General features: G+C 63.4%; 17 protein-coding genes and 5 tRNA genes. 1 reads left to right on the plus strand and 21 read right to left on the minus strand.

Annotated elements, in window-relative coordinates; all coding sequences use genetic code 11:
• Positions 1-38 precede the first annotated feature (38 nt).
• From fusA to HGB10_04470, 19 genes are all read right to left on the minus strand, one after another.
• Positions 39-2,126 (minus strand): elongation factor G, encoded by a 2,088-nt coding sequence (gene fusA / locus HGB10_04380; protein ID NTU71043.1) that lies wholly within the window; start codon positions 2,124-2,126, stop codon positions 39-41.
• A 45-nt stretch (positions 2,127-2,171) separates the two neighbouring features.
• Positions 2,172-2,642: a 30S ribosomal protein S7 gene (rpsG, locus tag HGB10_04385; protein NTU71044.1), complete on the minus strand. Its 471-nt coding sequence runs from the start codon at positions 2,640-2,642 to the stop codon at positions 2,172-2,174.
• Positions 2,643-2,737: 95 nt separating this feature from the next.
• On the minus strand, positions 2,738-3,109 hold the full coding sequence (locus tag HGB10_04390) for a 30S ribosomal protein S12 (protein NTU71045.1): 372 nt from the start codon (positions 3,107-3,109) through the stop codon (positions 2,738-2,740).
• A 229-nt stretch (positions 3,110-3,338) separates the two neighbouring features.
• Positions 3,339-7,586 (minus strand): DNA-directed RNA polymerase subunit beta', encoded by a 4,248-nt coding sequence (locus tag HGB10_04395; GenBank protein ID NTU71046.1) that lies wholly within the window; start codon positions 7,584-7,586, stop codon positions 3,339-3,341.
• Positions 7,587-7,589: 3 nt separating this feature from the next.
• The gene (locus tag HGB10_04400; protein NTU71047.1) at positions 7,590-11,114 is read right to left on the minus strand and encodes a DNA-directed RNA polymerase subunit beta; all 3,525 of its coding nucleotides are present in this window, start codon (positions 11,112-11,114) and stop codon (positions 7,590-7,592) included.
• 209 nt (positions 11,115-11,323) lie between these two features.
• Positions 11,324-11,704, minus strand: a complete 381-nt coding sequence (rplL, locus tag HGB10_04405; GenBank protein NTU71048.1) for a 50S ribosomal protein L7/L12 — start codon at positions 11,702-11,704, stop codon at positions 11,324-11,326.
• Positions 11,705-11,783: 79 nt separating this feature from the next.
• Complete coding sequence (locus HGB10_04410) at positions 11,784-12,305, minus strand: 50S ribosomal protein L10 (protein ID NTU71049.1); 522 nt, start codon at positions 12,303-12,305, stop codon at positions 11,784-11,786.
• Positions 12,306-12,638: 333 nt separating this feature from the next.
• Entirely contained in the window at positions 12,639-13,352 is a 714-nt protein-coding gene (rplA, locus tag HGB10_04415) for a 50S ribosomal protein L1 (GenBank protein NTU71050.1), read from the minus strand.
• Between the two features lie 80 nt (positions 13,353-13,432).
• A complete protein-coding gene (rplK, locus tag HGB10_04420; GenBank protein ID NTU71051.1) occupies positions 13,433-13,858 on the minus strand; it encodes a 50S ribosomal protein L11 in 426 nt (141 codons plus the stop codon).
• Between the two features lie 138 nt (positions 13,859-13,996).
• A complete protein-coding gene (gene nusG, locus HGB10_04425) occupies positions 13,997-14,527 on the minus strand; it encodes a transcription termination/antitermination protein NusG (protein ID NTU71052.1) in 531 nt (176 codons plus the stop codon).
• A gap of 4 nt (positions 14,528-14,531) precedes the next feature.
• Positions 14,532-14,813, minus strand: coding sequence for a preprotein translocase subunit SecE (gene secE / locus HGB10_04430; GenBank protein ID NTU71053.1), 282 nt, complete (start codon positions 14,811-14,813; stop codon positions 14,532-14,534).
• A 76-nt stretch (positions 14,814-14,889) separates the two neighbouring features.
• Positions 14,890-14,965 (minus strand) — tRNA-Trp (locus HGB10_04435).
• A 28-nt stretch (positions 14,966-14,993) separates the two neighbouring features.
• The gene (gene rpmG / locus HGB10_04440; GenBank protein ID NTU71054.1) at positions 14,994-15,143 is read right to left on the minus strand and encodes a 50S ribosomal protein L33; all 150 of its coding nucleotides are present in this window, start codon (positions 15,141-15,143) and stop codon (positions 14,994-14,996) included.
• Between the two features lie 165 nt (positions 15,144-15,308).
• Complete coding sequence (gene tuf, locus HGB10_04445; GenBank protein NTU71055.1) at positions 15,309-16,496, minus strand: elongation factor Tu; 1,188 nt, start codon at positions 16,494-16,496, stop codon at positions 15,309-15,311.
• Positions 16,497-16,640: 144 nt separating this feature from the next.
• Positions 16,641-16,717: transfer RNA gene (locus HGB10_04450), tRNA-Met, on the minus strand.
• A gap of 38 nt (positions 16,718-16,755) precedes the next feature.
• Positions 16,756-16,831: transfer RNA gene (locus HGB10_04455), tRNA-Thr, on the minus strand.
• Between the two features lie 37 nt (positions 16,832-16,868).
• Positions 16,869-16,953: transfer RNA gene (locus HGB10_04460), tRNA-Tyr, on the minus strand.
• Between the two features lie 133 nt (positions 16,954-17,086).
• Complete coding sequence (locus HGB10_04465; GenBank protein NTU71056.1) at positions 17,087-17,719, minus strand: hypothetical protein; 633 nt, start codon at positions 17,717-17,719, stop codon at positions 17,087-17,089.
• A gap of 1 nt (position 17,720) precedes the next feature.
• Positions 17,721-18,134 carry a cyclic nucleotide-binding domain-containing protein gene (locus HGB10_04470; protein ID NTU71057.1) on the minus strand — a complete coding sequence of 138 codons (414 nt, stop codon included), beginning with the start codon at positions 18,132-18,134 and terminating at the stop codon, positions 17,721-17,723.
• 139 nt (positions 18,135-18,273) lie between these two features.
• Between HGB10_04470 and HGB10_04475 the strand changes: the two genes are divergently transcribed.
• Positions 18,274-19,842: an adenylate/guanylate cyclase domain-containing protein gene (locus HGB10_04475; protein NTU71058.1), complete on the plus strand. Its 1,569-nt coding sequence runs from the start codon at positions 18,274-18,276 to the stop codon at positions 19,840-19,842.
• 58 nt (positions 19,843-19,900) lie between these two features.
• On the opposite strand, the gene HGB10_04480 is transcribed toward HGB10_04475, so the two are convergent.
• Positions 19,901-19,975 (minus strand) — tRNA-Thr (locus HGB10_04480).
• 25 nt (positions 19,976-20,000) lie between these two features.
• On the minus strand, positions 20,001-21,080 hold the full coding sequence (locus HGB10_04485; protein NTU71059.1) for an acyltransferase: 1,080 nt from the start codon (positions 21,078-21,080) through the stop codon (positions 20,001-20,003).
• Positions 21,081-21,105: the final 25 nt, after the last annotated feature.

Consider the following 21,105-nt stretch of genomic DNA (forward strand, 5'->3'; position numbering starts at 1 on the left):
CCGAGACGAGTCGTCCGGGCCTCCGTACGTCGTCGTTGCTAGGCGTTGCCGCCGGACTTGCTCACGATCTCCTCGGCCACGGACTTCGGAACCTGCTCGTAGGCCTTGAACTGCATGGTGTAGGCGGCACGACCCTGCGTCTTGGAACGGACGTCGGTCGCGTAGCCGAACATCTCGGACAGCGGCACCTTGGCACGGACGACCTGCGCGTTGCCGCGAGGCTCCATGCTGTCGATGTGACCACGGCGGCGGTTGAGGTCGCCGATGACATCGCCCATGAACTCCTCGGGGGTGACGACCTCGACGGCCATCATCGGCTCGAGAAGAATCGGCGAGCTCTTGCGCATGGCCTCCTTGATCGCCATCGAGCCGGCGATCTTGAACGCCATTTCCGAGGAGTCGACCTCGTGGTACGAGCCGTCGATGAGCTCGACCTTGATGTCGACGATCGGGAAGCCGGCGAGGACGCCGGAACCCAGTGACTCCTGGATGCCCTTGTCGACCGACGGGATGTACTCCTTGGGGATCGAGCCACCCGTGGTCTTGTTCTCAAACGCGTAGCCAGCGCCCGGCTCCTGCGGAACCAGGTTGATGACGACGTGGCCGTACTGGCCACGACCGCCGGACTGGCGGGCGAACTTCATGTCGAGCTTGTCGACCTGACGGCCGGCGGTCTCACGGTACGCGACCTGCGGCTTGCCGACGTTCGCCTCGACCTTGAACTCGCGCAGCACGCGGTCGACGATGACCTCGAGGTGCAGCTCGCCCATGCCGGCGATGATCGTCTGGCCAGTCTCGGTATCCGTGCGGACACGGAACGTCGGGTCCTCCTCGGCGAGCTTGGCAAGCGCGTTACCCAGCTTGTCCTGCTCGGCCTTGGTCTTGGGCTCGATCGCGATGTCGATGACCGGGTCCGGGAAGACCATCGACTCGAGGAGCACCGGAGCGTCATCGGCGCACAGCGTGTCACCGGTGGTGGTGTTCTTCAGGCCGACAGCCGCGACGATGTCACCGGCCGAGACGATGTCGATGTCCTCGCGGTGGTTGGCGTGCATCTGAAGCAGGCGGCCGATGCGCTCCTTGCTGCCCTTGGTGGAGTTCAGGACGTAGGAGCCTGAGTTCAGCGTGCCGGAGTAGACGCGGAAGTAGGTCAGGCGACCGACGAACGGGTCGGTCATGACCTTGAACGCGAGAGCTGCGAACGGCGCCTTGGGGTCGGACGGACGAGCGACTTCCTCGTCGGTCTTCAGGTCGACACCCATGATGGCGGGAACGTCGAGCGGCGAGGGCAGGAAGTCGATGACCGCGTCGAGCAGCGGCTGAACGCCCTTGTTCTTGAACGAGGCGCCGACCGTGACCGGCGTGACGCCGCAGGCGATGCAGCCCTTGCGCAGGGCGTTCTTGATGTCGTCGGTGGAGACTTCCTCTTCCATGAGGACCTTCTCCATCAGACCGTCATCGTAGTCGGCGGCGATGTGAACGAGCTCGTCGCGGTACATCTCGGCGTCATCGGCCATATCGGCGGGAATCTCGCCGACGGTGGGGTTGATGCCCTTGTCATCCTCGTTGAAGAAGACCGCGTGCATCTCGACCAGGTCGATGATGCCGGTGAACTGGTCCTCGGCGCCGATCGGGAGCTGGATGGGCACGGGACGAGCGCCGAGGCGCTCCTTCATCATCGAGACGACGTTGTAGAAGTCGGCACCCGAGCGGTCCATCTTGTTGATGTAGGCGATACGCGGGACACCGTAGGTGTCGGCCTGACGCCAGACCGTCTCGGACTGCGGCTCGACTCCGCCGACCGCGCAAAACACCGCGACCGCACCGTCAAGAACGCGAAGCGAACGCTCGACCTCGACCGTGAAGTCGACGTGACCGGGCGTGTCGATGATCTGGATCCGGTGGTCCTTCCAGAATGCAGTCGTCGCGGCCGACGTGATGGTGATGCCGCGCTCCTGCTCCTGGACCATCCAGTCCATGGTGGCGGCGCCGTCGTGGACCTCACCAATCTTGTGCGTCTTGCCTGTGTAGTACAGGACGCGCTCGGTGGTGGTCGTCTTGCCGGCGTCGATGTGGGCCATGATCCCGATATTGCGGGTCTTGGCGAGAGAGTACTGAGTGGCCATGTGGCTCTGGACCTCTATCTCGTCTGCTACAGGTAGGAGCCGCTGTTACCAGCGGTAGTGCGAGAACGCACGGTTGGACTCGGCCATCTTGAACAGGTCCTCGCGCTTCTTGACCGAGGAACCCAGGCCGTTGGAGGCATCCAAGATCTCGTTGGCGAGGCGCTCGGCGGTCGTCTTCTCGCGACGCTTGCGGGAGAAGCCGACGATCCAGCGGATAGCCAGCGTGGTGGAGCGACGGCTGTTGACCTCGACCGGCACCTGGTAGGTGGCGCCACCGACACGCTTCGGGCGAACCTCGAGGGTCGGGCGGACGTTGTCCATGGCCTTCTTGAAGGTCGCCAGCGGATCCTGGGCGCTCTTCTCCTCGATGATCTTGAACGCGCCGTAGACGATGTTCTCGGCGGTCGACTTCTTGCCATCCAGCAGGATCTTGTTGATCAGCTGGGTGACGAGCCTGTTGTTGTAGACGCTGTCCGGGGCGATCTCACGCCTGACAGCAGCTGCGCGCCTGGGCATTCCGTTTCTCCTCTACTGAGTGACACTGAGCGCACCCCACTTGGGGCACCGCCGAATGAGCAGCAGCGCTTGCGCTGTCTGCTCGATTCAGGTGATTACTTAGGCTTCTTTGCGCCGTAGCGCGAACGCGCCTGGGCGCGGTTGTTCACGGGAGCGCAGTCGAGTGCCGCTCGGATGATCTTGTAGCGCACACCCGGGAGGTCCTTAACACGGCCGCCACGCACGAGCACGATCGAGTGCTCCTGCAGGTTGTGGCCGATGCCGGGGATGTATGCCGTGACCTCCATCTGGTTGGTCAGGCGCACACGGGCGACCTTTCGAAGCGCCGAGTTCGGCTTCTTGGGGGTGGTGGTGTACACGCGAGTGCACACGCCCCGCTTCTGCGGGTTACCCTTCAGCGCCGGGGTCTTGCTCTTCTCGGCTGCCTGCTTGCGGCCCTTGCGGACCAGCTGGTTGATCGTAGGCAACGCTGCTCTCCTTCGTTCGTCTGATGCGTTAGCACGGGGCACGCACGCATGCGGACCTCCGCGCATGAAGTCACAAGGTGGAACTCTACCAACGTCGGTGGTGCGTGTCAAACGCAACGCCTCCGGGCGTATCCATACCTTGCCGTCCACTCGGGCCGCAACGTTCACAACCCGTCACACACAGACGCCCCCACTCGCAGCAGCAAGTGGGGGCGTCTGGTAACGATACCTAGCTGAGGATGCTCAACCCGCTTGCGGTGAGCCCCGCCTTGACCTCTTCGACGGCCTTCTGGCCGATTCCCGGAAGGTCGAGGAGTTCGTCCTCCGACTTGCCCACAAGGTCGCCAAGGACCACGACTCCGGCGTCTTCGAACTTGTTGACCCAACGGGCCGACACGCCGATCTCGGACAGCGGCAGCGACATGGCGTCTTCGGAGCCGGCCAGATCGACCTCTTCAATGACGAGGCCGCCAGGTGCGGCGAGCTCCGCATTCGGGTCGAACGTGACGCCGATGAGCGAACTGACGTCGATATCGCCGTCCTCGAGATCGAGATCCGCGAAGGCGCTTTCGAAGTCGGCCTCCGAGAGAACCGACGGCTCGGGAGCCGCAGGCAGAAGCGCCTCGATCTCCTTGAGCTCGGACGGTGCCCACTCGGGAAGCGCTCCCTCGCTCGCACCTTCGGCTTCGATGTGCTGACCCTTGTAGGTCAGCGCAACGCCGCGGTAGCGCTTCATACCGGTTGCAGCCGGGATGAGCTTACCGATGATGACGTTCTCCTTCAGGCCCAGCAGGTTGTCTTCCTTGCCAGCGATGGCGGCGTCGGTAAGCACGCGCGTCGTCTCCTGGAAGGAAGCTGCCGACAGGTAGCTGTCGGTGGCCAATGAGGCCTTCGTGATGCCGAGAAGGGTCGGGTGACCATTCGCGGGCTCTCCGCCGGAGGCGAGAGCTGCATCGTTGGAGGCAGCGAAGTCAAGACGGTCAACGAGCTGGCCCGGCAGGAAGTCGGTATCGCCCGGCTCCGTGACCGAGACCTTGCGCAGCATCTGTCGGCTGATGACCTCGATGTGCTTGTCGTTAATGTCGACGCCCTGCGAACGGTAGACGTCCTGGACCTGCTCGACGATGTAGCGAAGCGTCTCGTTCGGGCCCTTGAGGGCCAGCAGGTCGTGCGGGTTCACGGAACCCTTGGTGAGCTGCTGACCGAGCTCGATCTTCGCGCCATGGATGGTACCCGGGAGCAGAGTCGCGCGACGGGAGACCGCGTAGACCTTCTCGTGCTTCTCGGCGTCCGTGACCGTGAGCGTGCGGGTCTTGTCGCCATCCTCGATGGTCAGCTTACCCTCGACCTCGGCAAGGATCGCCTGGCCCTTAGGCTTGCGGGCCTCGAAGAGCTCGGTGACACGCGGCAGACCGTGGGTGATGTCCTCACCTGCGACGCCACCGGTGTGGAAGGTACGCATGGTGAGCTGCGTGCCCGGCTCGCCGATCGACTGGGCGGCGATGATGCCGACCGCGGTGCCGATATCGACGGGACGGCTGCTCGCGAGGTCCCAGCCATAGCAAGCCTGGCAGATGCCGTGCTTGGCGTGGCAGGTCATGACCGTGCGGCCGACGACTTCCTTGACGCCCGCGTCGGCAAGCGACTGCGCGACCTCATCGGAAGCGATGTAGTCACCTGCGTCGAGAAGCACCTCGCCGGTCTTCGGGTGGGCCACCGGCTGAAGCAGGCAGCGCCCGATGAGGTTGTGATCGACGGCTCCGTCGTCCTTGAGCACTGCAAACGCGACACCCTCGTCGGTACCGCAGTCCGGCTCGCGGACGATGACGTCCTGCGCAACGTCGACGAGACGACGGGTGAGGTAACCGGAGTCGGCGGTACGAAGCGCGGTGTCGGCGAGACCCTTACGAGCGCCGTGCGTCGAGATGAAGTACTCGAGAACGGTCAGGCCTTCGCGGAAGTTCGCCTTGATCGGGCGGTCGATGATGTCGCCCTTCGGGTTGGCCATGAGGCCTCGCATACCCGCCAGCTGACGAATCTGCTTGATGTTACCTCGGGCTCCCGAGTACGCCATCATGTAGATGGGGTTGAACTTCTCGAAGCTCTCACCCATCGCGTCACCGACGTCGTCGGTCACACGAGTCCACACGTCGACGATCTGACGGTGGCGCTCCTCGCGGGTGATGAGTCCGGTCTCGTACTGGCCCTCGATCTTGGCGACCTTGTCGTCACCGGCAGCAAGAATCGCCGGCTTCTCCTTGGGAATGATTGCGTCGTAGACCGAGACGGTCACCCCGGCACGCGTCGCGTAGTGGAAGCCGAGGCGCTTGAGCTCGTCGAGGATCTCGGCCATCTGCGTCGTGGAGTAGTTGGTGGTGCACTCCTCAACGATGCGGCTGACACCCTTCTTGTCGATCTCGTGATTGATGAAAGCGTGATCGTCCGGAAGGCCGCGGTTGAACGTGATGCGACCGACGGTGGTCTCGATACGCTCGCCGGCGGCGCGCTCCTCGAGCTGACCCGGCTTGACCTGCACGACGGTGTCTTCCGACAGGCGCACGAAGATCTTGGCCTGCAGGTCGAGATCGGCGCGGTTGTCGTACGCCAGAATGGCGTCTTCGGCGCTCATGAACGGGCGACCCTCGCCGGGCATGCCGTCACGGTCGGCGGTCAGGTAGTACAGACCAATGACCATGTCCTGCGTCGGCGTGGTCAGCGGGCGACCGTGAGCCGGCGACTTGACGTTGTTTGTGGAGAGCATGAGTGTGCGGGCCTCGGCCTGCGCCTCGGTCGAGAGCGGCAGGTGGACAGCCATCTGGTCACCGTCGAAGTCCGCGTTGAATGCGGTACAGACGAGCGGGTGGATGCGAATGGCCTTACCTTCGACCAGGATGGGCTCGAAGGCCTGAATGCCGAGGCGGTGCAGGGTCGGCGCGCGGTTGAGCATGACGGGGTGCTCACGGATGACCTCTTCGAGGACGTCCCAGACCACGTCACGACCACGATCGACCATGCGCTTGGCGCTCTTGATGTTCTGCGCGTGGTCGAGGTCGACCAGACGCTTCATGACGAACGGCTTGAAGAGCTCGAGGGCCATCTTCTTGGGAAGACCGCACTGGTGAAGCTTGAGCTCCGGTCCGACCACGATGACCGAACGGCCCGAGTAGTCGACGCGCTTGCCGAGCAGGTTCTGGCGGAAACGACCCTGCTTACCCTTGAGCATGTCCGAGATGGACTTCAGGGGGCGGTTGCCGGGGCCCGTTACCGGGCGACCACGACGGCCGTTATCGAACAGAGCGTCGACGGCCTCCTGAAGCATGCGCTTCTCGTTGTTGACGATGATCTCAGGCGCGCCGAGGTCCAGAAGCCTCTTGAGGCGGTTGTTGCGGTTGATGACGCGGCGGTACAGGTCGTTCAAGTCCGACGTGGCAAATCGGCCACCGTCGAGCTGGACCATCGGACGAAGGTCCGGCGGGATGACCGGGATCGCGTCCAGGATCATCCACTCAGCCTTGTTGTCCGAGCGACGCAGGGCGTCAACGACCTTGAGGCGCTTGATTGCCTTCTGGCGCTTCTGACCCTTGCCGTCGCGGATCGTGACGCGCAGTTCCTCGGCGAGTGCCTCGAGGTCGAGCTGCGCGAGCAGATCCTTGACCGCCTCGGCGCCCATGCCACCGCGGAAGTAGTCGCCGAAGCGCAGCTTCATCTCGCGGTAGAGGGTCTCGTCGTTGATGAGCGTCTTGACCGACAGCTTCACGAAGGTGTCAAAGGCCTCCTGGAAGAGCGCCTTACGATCGGCGTACTCCTCCTCGATGTCCTTGATGTCGCGGTCGGCCTCTTTGTTGGCCTTCTTGATGCGATCCTCAGCGCTCGTGTCCTCGTCGAGGTCGTCGCCCTCCTCGGGCTCCGCCTCGCCCTTGGCGACGGCGATGAGGCGATCACGCTCGAACACGACCTCTTCGAGCTCTTCCTTCATCTCGGCGTCGAGCTGCTCGAGATCGGCGGTGAGCTCGTCCTTGAGCTCGGCGATGTCGGCCTCGCGGTCCTCGTCGTTGACCGACGTGATGATGGACGAAGCGAAGTACAGCACCTTCTCAAGGTCCTTGGGCGCGATATCGAGCAGATAGCCCATGCGCGAAGGAACGCCCTTGAAGTACCAGATGTGGCTGACCGGAGCTGCGAGTTCGATGTGACCCATGCGGTCGCGGCGCACCTTGGCACGCGTGACCTCAACGCCGCAGCGCTCGCAGACGATACCCTTGAAGCGCACGCGCTTGTACTTGCCGCAGTTGCACTCCCAGTCCTTCGTCGGACCGAAGATCTTCTCGCAGAAGAGTCCGTCCTTCTCAGGCTTCAGGGTCCTATAGTTGATGGTTTCGGGCTTCTTGACCTCACCGCGCGACCACTGGCGAATCTGCTCCGAGCTCGCCAGGCCTATGCGCAGCCGATCAAAGTTGTTGACGTCGACGTCGAGCAACGGTTACTCCCCCTCGTCCGTCGGTGCGGAACCGGCATCGGGCTCGCCGGCGATATCAAGTGCAGACACGTCGCTCTCGAGAAGGTTCTCGAGATCCTCGACCGACTCAAGGTCGGTACGCGGCTCGTCCGAACCAAGGTCCAGTCCGAGCTCCTCGGCGGTCTTGAAGATGTCCTCGTCCTCTTCCTTGAGTTCGATCTCCTCGCCGCTCTCGCCGATGATCTCGACGTCGAGGCACAGAGACTGCATCTCCTTGACGAGGACCTTGAACGACTCAGGAATACCCGGCTCGGGGATGTTCTCGCCCTTGACGATGGCCTCGTACGCCTTCACGCGACCAACGATGTCGTCGGACTTGATCGTGAGGATCTCCTGGAGCACGTAGGCGGCGCCGTACGCGTACAGGGCCCACACTTCCATCTCACCGAAGCGCTGACCACCGAACTGCGCCTTACCACCGAGCGGCTGCTGGGTGATGAGCGAGTACGGGCCGGTCGAACGGGCGTGGATCTTGTCGTCGACAAGGTGGAGGAGCTTGAGGATGTAGATCTGGCCGACGGTGACCGGCTCGCGGAACGGCTCACCCGTGCGACCGTCGAACAGGACCGACTTGCCGGAGCGAGACACCTCGGGGATGAACGCCCGCATGGACTTCTTGCCGAAGCGCTCCTCGTTCTTGATGACGAGGTTGCGGTTTGCGGCAAGCAGAACGTCGGAGATCTCCTCTTCGCGCGCACCGTCGAACACCGGTGTCGCGACGGGCATCGGACCATCTACGCCGACCTTGGACTTGGGGTCGTCACTCCAACCCATCGACGCCGCCCAGCCGAGGTGCGTCTCGAGCAGCTGGCCGATGTTCATTCGAGACGGGACGCCCAGCGGGTTCAAGATGACATCGACCGGAGTTCCGTCGGCGAGGAACGGCATGTCCTCGATCGGCAGAATCTTGGAGATGACACCCTTGTTGCCGTGGCGGCCGGCGAGCTTGTCGCCCTCGTTGATCTTGCGCTTCTGAGCGACGTACACGCGCACGAGCTCGTTGACACCCGGCGACAGATCGTCGCCATTCTCGCGGCTGAACGTGCGCACAGAGATGACGCGGCCGGTCTCGCCGTGCGGCACCTTGAGAGATGTGTCGCGGACTTCACGGGCCTTCTCGCCGAAGATGGCGCGCAGGAGGCGCTCCTCTGCGGTGAGCTCGGTCTCGCCCTTCGGGGTGACCTTGCCGACAAGAACGTCGCCAGGAAACACCTCGGCGCCGATGCGGATGATGCCGTCCTCGTCGAGGTTGGCAAGCACATCTTCACCAACGTTGGGAATCTCGCGAGTGATCTCTTCCGGTCCGAGCTTGGTGTCGCGAGCCTCGACCTCGTACTCCTCGATGTGAATCGAGGTGAGGAGATCGTCCTTCACAACGCGCTCGGAGAGGATGATCGCGTCTTCGTAGTTGTAGCCTTCCCATGGCATGAATGCCACGAGGAGGTTCTGGCCCAGAGCGAGCTCTCCCTCTTCGGTCGACGGACCGTCGGCCAGAACCGTGCCGGCGCGCTCGCCGACCGGACCGACGACCTTGTCACCCTCGCGCACCAGCGGGCGGTGGTTGATGCAGGTGCCCTGGTTGCTGCGCATGAACTTGGGCATGTGGTACTCGTCGAGCGAGCCGTCCTTGGCGCGCACCGCGATGTGATCGGCGTCAACGACCTCGACGACGCCGCCACGCTTGGCGGTGATGATCTCGCCGGTGTCAACAGCGGCGCGGTGCTCCATCCCGGTGCCCACGAGCGGGGCCGACGGACGCAGGAGCGGCACAGCCTGACGCTGCATGTTCGAGCCCATGAGGGCGCGGTTCGCGTCGTCGTGCTCGAGGAACGGAATGAGCGCGGTGGCGACGGACACCATCTGGCGCGGCGAAACGTCCATGTAGTCAACGTCGGCCGGGATCTTCTCCTCCGGCTCACCGAAGTCGCCGTTGGAACCCTTCACTCGGCACAGAACCTTGGGCCGAGCGAACTTGCCGGTCTTGGCATCGAAGAGCTCGTTGGCCTGCGCGATGATGTGACGCTCTTCCTCATCGGCGGTCAAGTAGTCGATCTCGTCGGTGACCTTGCCCTTGATGACGCGACGGTACGGCGTCTCGATGAAGCCGTACGGATTGATGCGCGCGAAGGTCGCGAGCGATCCGATCAGGCCGATGTTCGGGCCTTCAGGCGTCTCGATGGGGCACATACGGCCGTAGTGGCTGGGGTGTACGTCGCGGACCTCGAAGCCGGCGCGCTCACGGGACAGACCACCGGGACCGAGCGCCGACAGGCGACGCTTGTGCGTCAGGCCGGCGACCGGGTTGGTCTGGTCCATGAACTGCGAGAGCTGGCTCGAACCGAAGAACTCCTTGATGGAGGCGACGATCGGGCGAATGTTGATGAGCGACTGCGGCGTGATCTCGTCGACATCCTGAGTGGTCATGCGCTCGCGCACGACGCGCTCCATACGAGCAAGACCGATCCTGAACTGGTTCTGGATCAGCTCGCCGACGCTGCGGATGCGGCGGTTACCGAAGTGGTCGATGTCGTCGATCTGGTAGCCGTCGGTGGCCTCCCACAGGTTCACGAGATAGCCGATGGCCGCCTTGATGTCCTCAGCGGTCAGCGTCGACTGCTCGTCGGGCAGGCTGAGGCTGAGCTTCTTGTTCACCTTGTAGCGACCGACCTTGGCCAGGTCGTAGCGCTGCGGGTTGAAGAACAGCCCGTCGAGGAGCGCACGCGCTGACTCCACCGTGGGCGGCTCGCCCGGACGCAGGCGCTTGTAGATCTCGATGAGTGCCTCTTCGCGGGTCTCGGTGAAGTCGCGATCGAGGGTGCGCTGAATAGCCTCGGAGTTGTTGAACATCTCGAGGATCTCTTCGCGCGTCTCGGCGATACCGAGCGCCTTGAGCAGCACGGTCGCAGGCTGCTTACGCTTGCGGTCGACACGAACCGAGACGATGTCGCGGCGGTCGGTCTCAAGCTCAAGCCACGCTCCGCGCGCGGGGATGACCTTTGCGGTGTAGATGATCTTGTCGGAGGTCTTGTCGAGCTCCTCGGCGTAGTACACGCCCGGCGAACGGACGAGCTGGGAGACGACAACGCGCTCGGTGCCGTTGATGACGAAGGTGCCTCGGTCGGTCATGAGCGGGAAATCGCCCATGAAGACCTGCTGCTCCTTTATCTCACCGGTCTCCTTGTTGACGAACCTAACTTCCACGAACAACGGCGCCTGGTAGGACATGTCCTTTTCCTTGCACTCCTCTACGGAGTACTTGGGGTCGCCGAACTCGTGCGCACCGAACTCAACGGCGAGTGTGCCGGTGAAGTCTTCGATGGGCGAGATGTCATGGAAGGTGTCCCTCAGGCCCTCTGCGAGGAACCAGTCAAAGCTCTTGCGCTGAATCGCAATGAGGTTAGGGACATCGAGTACTTCTGGGATCTTGGCGAAGCTTCGGCGTTCGCGCCGAGCGGCGCTGACGACGGGGGAACCTGTTCCACGGGGCACCAGGCGATTCCTCCTTCAAAGGGTTGAAGCTGCCGACAATAGTCGCAAATGAATAGGATAGTCAACGCCCCTAGAGGCGTCAACACATTTCTGTCGGCTTTGCAAGAGGGTGCGAAAGGCCGGGACCCCTCAGTCCCGGCCTTCCTGCGTTCCGGACCCGCCGGCGAAAAGGGCCGACGGGTCCGGGTTCAATCGGTTACGCGGGAAAGCTACTTGACGGAGACGGCAGCGCCGGCATCCTCGAGCTTACCCTTGGCCTCGTCGGCCTTGTCCTTCGCAGCGCCCTCAAGGACAGGCTTCGGGGCGCCCTCGACGAGGTCCTTGGCCTCCTTGAGACCGAGACCGGTGAGCTCACGGACGACCTTGATGACGGCGATCTTGTTGTCACCGAAACCATCGAGGATGACGTCGAACGCGGTCTTCTCCTCGGCGGCCTCAGCCTCGACGGCACCGCCGGCAGCAGCCACGGCCACGGGGGCAGCGGCGGAGACGCCGAAGGTCTCCTCCATCATCTTGACGAGCTCAGACAGCTCAAGGGCGGGCTTGACCTTGATAGCCTCAAGGATCTCTTCGTTGGTAAGTGCAGCCATTTCTCGGTTCTCCTTCTGTTTCGTTTCGCGTCACCGGGTTCGTCCCGAGACGCCACTACTTCGTACCTGACGGGTGGTGTTACGCGGCGTTCTTCTGGTCCGCGACCGCAGCAACGGTGCGGGCGAACGCCTCGACCGGCCCGTTGAGTACGCGAGCGAAGCCGGTGAGCGGATTGAGCATGGTGCCGAGCAGCTTGGCGATGAGCTCCTCGCGTGACGGCAGCATAGCGATGGCATTGATGCCGCTGGCGTCGACGACCTGGTTCTCTACCAGACCACCCTTGAGCTCCAAGGCCTTGTGGGCCTTGGCGAACGCGGTGAGAGCCTTGGCCGGAGCCACAGGATCCTCGCCGGTGAAGATGATGGCGGTCGGACCCTCGAGATACGCATCAAGGTTCGGCAGCGCCATTTCACGGATTGCGATCTCGGTCAGCGAGTTCTTGTAGACCTTGAGCTCACTTCCGGCAGCACGAAGCTGATTGCGCAGCTCCTGCATCTCCTTGACGGTCAGCCCTCGGTAGTCGGCGAGCAGCAAGGCGCCGGCATCGTTGAGCCGTTCCTTGATCTCGACTACGAGAGTTTCCTTCTCAGTTGTTGGCATGCACTTCCCTCCTTTCCGTATGCGCACGTCCCGATTGCGACCACTGAGGCCGCTGCGCGGGCCGTGCGCGACCGGACGATCCCGGAAGACAAAACGGCCCCCGCCGATGAAGCAGCGGAGGCCGCGAGCGTTTTGTGCTCGTGACGTCACTTGAAGTGACGTCGTTGCGACCACCTCGGCAGGCGTGATGCTTTCGCATCGCTTTAGGCCCGGAGCCCGGACACCGGCTGTCTTCGGCAGTGATTCGTGCGCATGTGATGTTTTCAAATGCAGCGCAGGAGTATCCACGCCCGACGACGAACCGTCAAGCACCCCTGCGTAGGGCGACTGGAACTACTCGCTATCCTCGAGCAGACCGCGGGTCTTGGACGGATCGACCTTGACCCCGGGGCCCATCGTGGTGGCGATGGTGATGGACTTGATGTACTTGCCCTTAGCGCTGGAAGGCTTGGCGCGAAGGATTTCGTCGAGCACAGTGCCGTAGTTCTCGACGAGCTTGGCGGTCTCGAACGAGGCCTTGCCGATACCCACGTGGCAGATACCGAACTTGTCGGCGCGATACTCGACCTTACCGGCCTTGAGCTCGCCGACGACCTTGCCCACATCCGTGGTGACCGTCCCGAGCTTCGGGTTCGGCATCAGGCCGCGGGTACCGAGGATCTTACCGAGCTTGCCGACTTTGCTCATCATGTCGGGCGTCGCGATCGTTGCGTCGAAGTCGAGGAACCCACCCTGGATCTTCTCGACGAGATCGTCGCTACCAACGACGTCGGCGCCGGCGGCCTCGGCCTCACGCGCCTTGTCACCCTCGGCGAACACAGCGACGCGAACGTCCTTGCCGGTGCCGTTGGGGAGTGACACCGAGCCGCGAACCTGCTGGTCGGCCTTGCGGGTGTCGATGCCAAGTCGGAAGTGGACCTCGACGGTCTCATCGAACTTGGCGGTCTTGACCTCCTGCACCAGGCTCATCGCCTGCAGCGGAGTGTAGAGATTGTGCGCGTCGATCTTCTCAGACGCAGCGCGCTGACTCTTGCTCAACTTGGCCATATCTTCGTTCCTCTCGTGGTAAGCGGGCCGGCCGGCCCTCCCACATCACGCGGCACCATGCCGCGATGACTCCGGTTGTACTACTCGGCGACCGTAACGCCCATGGAGCGGGCGGTGCCGGCGATGACCTTCATGGCGGCCTCGACGTCATTGGCGTTGAGGTCGGGCATCTTGGTCTCGGCGATCGAGCGGAGCTGATCTTGCGACAGCTCACCGACCTTGGCACGGTTAGGGGTGCCAGAACCGGACTCGATGCTCAGGGCCTGCTTGATGAGCACCGCCGCCGGCGGGGTCTTGGTGATGAAGTCGAACGAACGATCCTCGTAGACCGAGATCTCGACCGGGATGATCGTGCCGTTCTTGTCCGCCGTGGCGGCGTTGAACGCCTGGCAGAACTGCATGATGTTGACTTGGTGCTGACCGAGCGCAGGACCGACCGGCGGCGCCGGATTGGCCTGGCCGCCCGGGATCTGCAGCTTGATGAAGCCGACAACCTTCTTGGCCATGTCTGTTCGAACCGTCCCTTATCTGTCTGCGGTCACGTGCGAGCCGCATGTTCGGTTTCTATCCCTCACGACACCGTTTCCGAGAAGCTCCGTTGCGGCTCCACAACCGCCGGCGGATCGGTGCCGGGTGGTTCCTCGTTAGAGCTTCGCCACTTGGTCGAAGCCGAGTTCGACCGGCGTTTCGCGGCCGAAGATCGAGACCATGACCTTGACCTTGCCGGCATCGGGATTGACCTCGGAGATCGTGCCGTCGAAGTCGGCCAACGGACCCGATGTGACCTTGACGGCCTGTCCCTCGACCAGATCGGTCGACGTACGCTGCTTCGGTCCGCCCTCGGTGCGCTTCATGATGCGCTGGAACTCATCACGCGACAGCGGTACCGGCTTGCCCTGCGAACCGACGAAGCCGGTGACGCCGGGGGTGTTGCGCACGACGTACCACGACTCATCGTCGAGTTCCATCTGCACGAGGATGTAGCCCGGGAAGACCTTCTTCTCGGAGGTGACCCGACGGCCACCTTCCTTGAGGTCGGTCACGGTCTCGGTGGGAATCTCAACCTTGAAGATCTTCTCGTCCATGCCCATCGACTGGATGCGGTGGAGCAGGTTGGTCTTGACCTTGTTCTCGTACCCCGAGTAGGTATGGATGACGTACCACTTCTTCGCCATGTGGCTAGCCGCCGATCCGGATGGAGCCGAGCGCGGTGACGACCTGCTGTACGACGAGGTCGACAGCGAGAATGAACACCGAGAAGAAGATGAGCGTCACGATGACGACGACGCTGGAGTTGATGACCTCCGAGCGGCTCGGCCACACGACGCGCTTCATCTCGGAGCGCACGTCGCGGAAGTAGTTCCCGATGCGAGCGAAGAAGCCCGGCTTGGGAGCCGCGGCCGCCTTGCCCGGCTTATTCGTCTTGACTACCTCGTCAGAGGTTGTTGCCTTAGCCATCATTCACCCGTTCATTCCCGGCGACCGGTAGCGATCGCCCGCAGTAAACGCCGCAGGGTGTCCCGCGACGAGATCAATCTGGCAGGCCAGGAGGGACTCGAACCCCCAACATCCGGTTTTGGAGACCGGCGCTCTACCATTGGAGCTACTGGCCTGCATCATGCGACCCGAAGTGCCCGAAGGCTAGCGGGTCTCTTTGTGAAGCGTGTGGGTCTTGCACCACTTGCAGTACTTCTTGTACTCAATCCGCTCGGGATTGTTCTGCTTGTTCTTGTTGGTGGTGTAGTTGCGGCGCTTGCACTCGGTGCACGCCAGCGTAACCAGGGTTCGCATGGATCCTCCTGTGGACCGCCCCAGCCGTCAGAGCGGCTAGGCGCGGAAGGGTACCTTAGCACCCGATTTTCGGCACTGTCAAACTCGGCGGAGCAGCTGAAAGGCGGCGAAACGGGGCCCGGCGACAAGCCGGGCCCCGTGCATTTCGCCAGCGTTCAGAGGGTGCTACTTGATGATCTCGATGACACGACCCGAACCAACGGTGCGGCCGCCCTCGCGGATAGCGAAGCGGAGGCCGTCCTCCATGGCGATCGGCTGGATGAGCTCGCCGCGGACAACCACGTTGTCGCCCGGCATGACCATCTCGGTGCCCTCGGGAAGGTGGGCAACGCCCGTCACGTCAGTCGTACGGAAGTAGAACTGCGGACGGTAGCCATCGAAGAACGGCGTGTGACGGCCGCCTTCTTCCTTGGTCAGGATGTAGACCTGGCCCATGAACTCGGTGTGCGGCGTAACCGAACCCGGCTTGCAGAGAACCTGGCCGCGCTCGATCTCGGTGCGGGCGATACCGCGGAGCAGGACGCCCACGTTGTCGCCGGCCTGCGCCTGGTCGAGCAGCTTGCGGAACATCTCGACGCCGGTAACGACGGTCTTCTTGGTCTCGTCGTGGATACCGACGATCTCAATCTCGTCGCCGACCTTGACCACGCCACGCTCGACACGGCCGGTGGCAACGGTGCCGCGACCGGTGATCGTGAAGACGTCTTCGATGGCCATCAGGAACGGCTTGTCGATGTCGCGCTCCGGCATCGGGATGTAGGAGTCGACGGCAGCCATGAGATCGTCGATCTTGCCGACCCACGCCTCGTCGCCCTCGAGCGCCTTGAGAGCCGAACCCTGAACGATCGGGGTGTCGTCGCCCGGGAACTCGTACTCGTTGAGCAGCTCGCGAACTTCCATCTCGACGAGCTCGATGAGCTCTTCGTCGTCGACCATGTCGCACTTGTTCAGGAAGACCACGATGTAGGGGACGCCGACCTGACGGGCGAGCAGGATGTGCTCGCGGGTCTGGGCCATGGGGCCGTCGGTGGCGGCGATGACGAGGATCGCGCCGTCCATCTGGGCTGCACCGGTGATCATGTTCTTGACGTAGTCAGCGTGACCCGGGCAGTCGACGTGAGCGTAGTGACGATTCTCGGTCTCGTACTCGACGTGCGCGATGGCGATGGTAATACCGCGCTCGCGCTCTTCCGGCGCCTTGTCGATCTGATCGAACGGGGTGAAGTCCGCGAAGCCCTTCTCGGCCTGGCGCTTCGTGATGGCGGCGGTGAGGGTGGTCTTGCCGTGGTCGACGTGACCGATCGTACCGATATTGACGTGCGGCTTAGTGCGCTCAAACTTCTGCTTCGCCATGAGTCTCCTCCTTCGAAAACCTCTTCGACGCGACCGCCGCAGTCATCTGCGAACAATCGTCGTCCCATTCTAGATGCATGCACTCGCGATGTGGATTCGTGTGCTTCAACCGTGCAGCGTCACTTGCGCGACGCGTGGCGCCCTTGGTAGCGGTGGCTGGACTCGAACCAGCGACAACTCGGGTATGAACCGAGTGCTCTGACCAGCTGAGCTACACCGCCATAACGTTACGCCCTCAAGTGAGAGCGGTGGATTGTAGTGGAGCCCACAACCGGACTTGAACCGGTGACCTCTTCCTTACCAAGGAAGTGCTCTACCTGCTGAGCTATGTGGGCGTTCCATGCGGGTCGAAACGACCCGTCTGCGGTTTCGTGGTGGGGGCGCCAGGATTCGAACCTGGGTAGGCGTAGCCAACGGGTTTACAGCCCGTCCCCTTTAGCCACTCGGGCACACCCCCGCGAAACACAAAAAAAATGACCCTCTGTACGCTTTTCAAGTTGCGACGCCTTGCGAAAGGCATAGGGATAGTAGGTCATCGCCTTGCCGAGTGTCAACGCCGACCACGGTGCCGGGCGTATCGCACCACGATTCTACCCTCGCAAGCTCGCGAAGATGTGACCCAGATCGCGCACCATCCCCTGCTCAAGTCCGCCGGCGACATCGCCTCTCGGCACCAGTCGGTACCACGACGGGACACCGTCGGTCGTGACCGGCCGGGGCGCATACTCTTGGAAGTGCGCGGCAAACCACTCGGACAGCGGCGACATGGGGATGACGAACAGTTGGTCGGTGGCTACGGCGAGTTCGCCGATGAGGATATCGTCGGGCTCGGCCAGAAGCGCCGCCACTTCCTCTGCCGGTTGCGCGATCGCCAGGCAGTAGTAGTAGAGGTCCATCGCTTCAGATGCCAGGGTCCATCCCGGTTCACGCGTCTGCGTGTTCGCGACGGACTCGAGTGCAAAGCACTGCGCATCGGGCCTGTACAGTGCGAGGTCACGGTCGGCAATGAGCGCCGAGTCGGTACCGCAGTAGGGATCTGCCTTCACCTTGAGGCGGCGGGCAAGCGATCCCTCGACGACAACGATGTCAACGCCCACGCCGTGAACACCCGTAGCGTGGGAAACGACATCCGCGCGCACCGCACCGTTCGTGAGCAGGTACCGCGAGATGATCCGCTCAGCGGCCTGCTGCAGGATCGTGAGGTCCCCCGCCTCGGCGGGCATGTCAGCGGCCGATTCGCTCGTCGGCGACCCGTAGTCTGCGGCTGAGCACCTCGAGGAGCTTGATTGCGATTGAAGGGTGGCGCTCGAGCAGCGACTTGAAGTCCCAACTCGACAGCATGAGGCAGGTGGTCTGATCGAGTGCTCGGATGGTGGCGGATCGCGGCGCCTGGTCGAGCAGCGACATCTCCCCAAAGAAGTCGCCGGGGCCAAATGCGCCCAAGGAGGTGCCGTCTCGCAGGATCTCAACCCGTCCGCTGAGTACCAAGTAGAACGCCTGACCGGGGGTGCCTTGGGTCACGATGACCTGCGAAGGCTGGAAGTACCCTTCCTGTGCGACGCCGGCGATAGCAGCTATCTCTTCACCGGTGCAGTTCGCAAAGATGGGAACGCGCGCGAGGAATTCCTCATTAGCCATGTGCGGTGCCTCCTCTGATTCCGGCGCGAAGCCGCGCCCCCCTGCCCCGTAGTCTAGCGCAGACGGGACGCGCTCGTTACGGCACAATGGCCACAGGGGTATCCATTCCGCGGGGGAAGCATCAGACAGGGAGGACAGCGTGGCCCAGCAACGACGCAAGAACGAGAGGGTCTTGGTGGTGCTGCGTGCGGTTGGGATGGCGATCATCACCGCCGCCGCGCTCACGGCCATGCACGCGCGGCCGGTCTCACTCCCGCTCGCCGTGGCCGCGGTTGTGGGCGGGATCGCACTCGCCTCAACAGAGCTCGCCGTGCTGGTTGCGGTGATGGCCTTCTCCGTACCTGTGATCGCGGTGCAACCGGTTCTCGGCTTTGCCCTGCTCATCATCCTTGTCGCATCGGTGCGGTTCCTCGGTGCGCAAGGCGGACGAGGCTTCCTGATCTTGGGCATCTCGCTGCTCGGCGCGTTCATCGGCCCTGTGTGGGCCGGGCTCGCCTTGGCCGGCTATCTGCTGGGCGCCGGAGAGGGCGCGCTCGTCGCAGTCGTGGCGTGCCTACTCGTCGAGGCGACGGGAGTCGGCCTGGGACGCACGATGATCGGTGCAACGTGGACCGGCGGCCCAGCGCACGCCATCATCGACTTCACAAAGATGCCGGCGACGCTCTTGTCCTCGCAGTGGGTCGCAAACGCGTTCACCTCGCTGGACGCCAAGTCAGTCTCCAAGACCCTCGACAGCGTGACCAAGCTCTCGCACCCGCTTGCGCTCTTCCTGCAGCCGTGGGCGTGGGCTTTTGGGGCGGCGACCGCCGGCCTTCTGCAAGATGTCGCGCGCAAGAAGCGCAGTCTGATGCTGAGCATCGTGGCAGTGAGTGCGGGTGTTCTTGTAGGAGGCCTCGGCAGCGCTGCGGTCAGCATGGCGCTGGGCATGCCCGTGATCTGGCAGTGGGTCGCGACGTCCATCGCGTCCTCGCTCGTTCTGGTGATCATCTTCGCTGCTGTGTGGGAGAGGCTCTTCCCCCGGGTAAAGGTAGTGTCCAAGGCACCCCGACGCATGACGATGGCGACGGAGGATGCGGACGTCGACGAGCTCCTGAGGCTCATCGCCACCGCCGAGGACCAGCTCGCGACGAACCACACGAGCCAGCGAACCGTGATGATCACCGACATGAAGTCGTTCTCGCGCATGACGGAGGAGGATGGCAGCGTCGCGTCCGCGAAGGCCATCCAGCGCCACCGCGACCTCCTGCTTCCGGTCATACAGCGCTACAACGGCGCCGGGAAGTCCACGGGCGGAGACGGTCTCGTGGCCGCCTTCGAGTCTTCGGCAGACGCCCTGATGGCCGCTGCCGACATGCAGCGCACGCTCGGAGCACACAACACCGCCCACTCCGACGACCGTGAGATCTTCGTGCGTATCGGTATGGCGTACGGCGAGGTCGTCATGGATAAGGGTGGCCGACCCTTCATCGGTACGGGCCTGAACCTTGCCGCCCGCGTGATGAACCTTGCCGATGGCGGCCAGGTATTTGCGACCTCCGATGTGGCGAGCGCCGCCGCAAACGCCGGCGTGACGCCCACGTCGTTCGGCGAGTTCGAACTCAAGAACATCGCCAAGCCCGTCGAGATCGTCGAGATCCTGTGGGAGCCCGACCAGCGTCCGCACGACCCGCGCGTAGCGGGCGCGCCCGTGCTCGACGACGACGCGTAGCATCTGATCGAGGAAATGCGAAGGGGTCCGGCAATCCACCGGACCCCTCTTGCGTGCTTGGAGCTGGCGACAGGAGTTGAACCCGCAACCTACTGATTACAAATCAGTTGCTCTGCCATTGAGCTACGCCAGCACGATGCGCCCTACGGGGAGCGCAGTCATGATACCAGCACTCCGCGACGGTGCGTTCGCTGCCCAAGGAGGACGTCGCCGAGAATCGGCGTGCGCTCGAGCAGGTACGTGAGCCCCGCGGCCGAGAAGAACGAGACGAGAGCGATCACCGGTGCATTGGCGATGTGCGCCCTGATGAAGATCGGCAGGAGCGCACTGTGCACGGCATAGATGCCCAGACTGCGCCTCCCGAACCACGCCTGCAGCCTGATCAGGCGACCGGTGCGCCCGATGTAGAGCGCGTAGACGGCGATGCTGCCCGCCGCTCCGCACAGGTAGTAGACGGCATGCGTCAGCACCACGCCGATCGGCAGACCGATCTCACCGAGCTTCTCGGCAACGCGACGCATGTGCTGACGCTTCGGGACGTGGTACGGGTGCCGCAGCCGAAACGTGGCGACAAACGCCACGAAGGACCCGAGCGCGAGCGGCCAGCGATGACGGATCACCCACTCGCGAGCGGGTGCCATGAGGTAGCCAAAGACGATGAACGGATGTATCCACAGCAGGTTGCCCAGATGGGCGTAGACGGGAATCCTCACGCCGCCCGCCATGACCCAGCATGCCGCGAGAGCGCTGGCCGCGAGCAGGTACTTGGATGCGGGAAGGCGCTCGAGTACGTACACGACGACCGAGCTGATGAACAGCGCGTACAGGTACCACAACCCCGGTCCCGTCCCCAGCATGAGCTGACGCATGGCATCACCCAGCCCCTCGAACCGCAGCGGCCAGGTTCCGACGGCGACGAACCAAGTGATGACGAACCACAGCACGTAGGGGACGAGCAGGCTCCAGGCGCGCCGCCCGATCTGCTCGGCGAGCGGACGCTTTCGGGAGCCACGCATGAGGATTCCACTGACGAAGGCAAATAGCGCCATCTGAAACGAGTAGACCAGACTCAGTACGAGACCCTGTGTTCCGCTCTTCGGGAGGAACGCTCCCGGTGCGACCTCCGCGTAGCCGGGTCCGCTGTGACTCACGACCGCGGCCGTGACGATGGCATGACCGACGACGACCATCGCAATGGCGACGCCGCGAATCGCATCGATCGAATCATCTCGCTGCACTGTGGGTCGACTCGCTTCTGCGCGG

This window comes from Coriobacteriia bacterium (assembly GCA_013334745.1).
GTDB lineage: Bacteria > Actinomycetota > Coriobacteriia > Anaerosomatales > JAAXUF01 > JAAXWY01.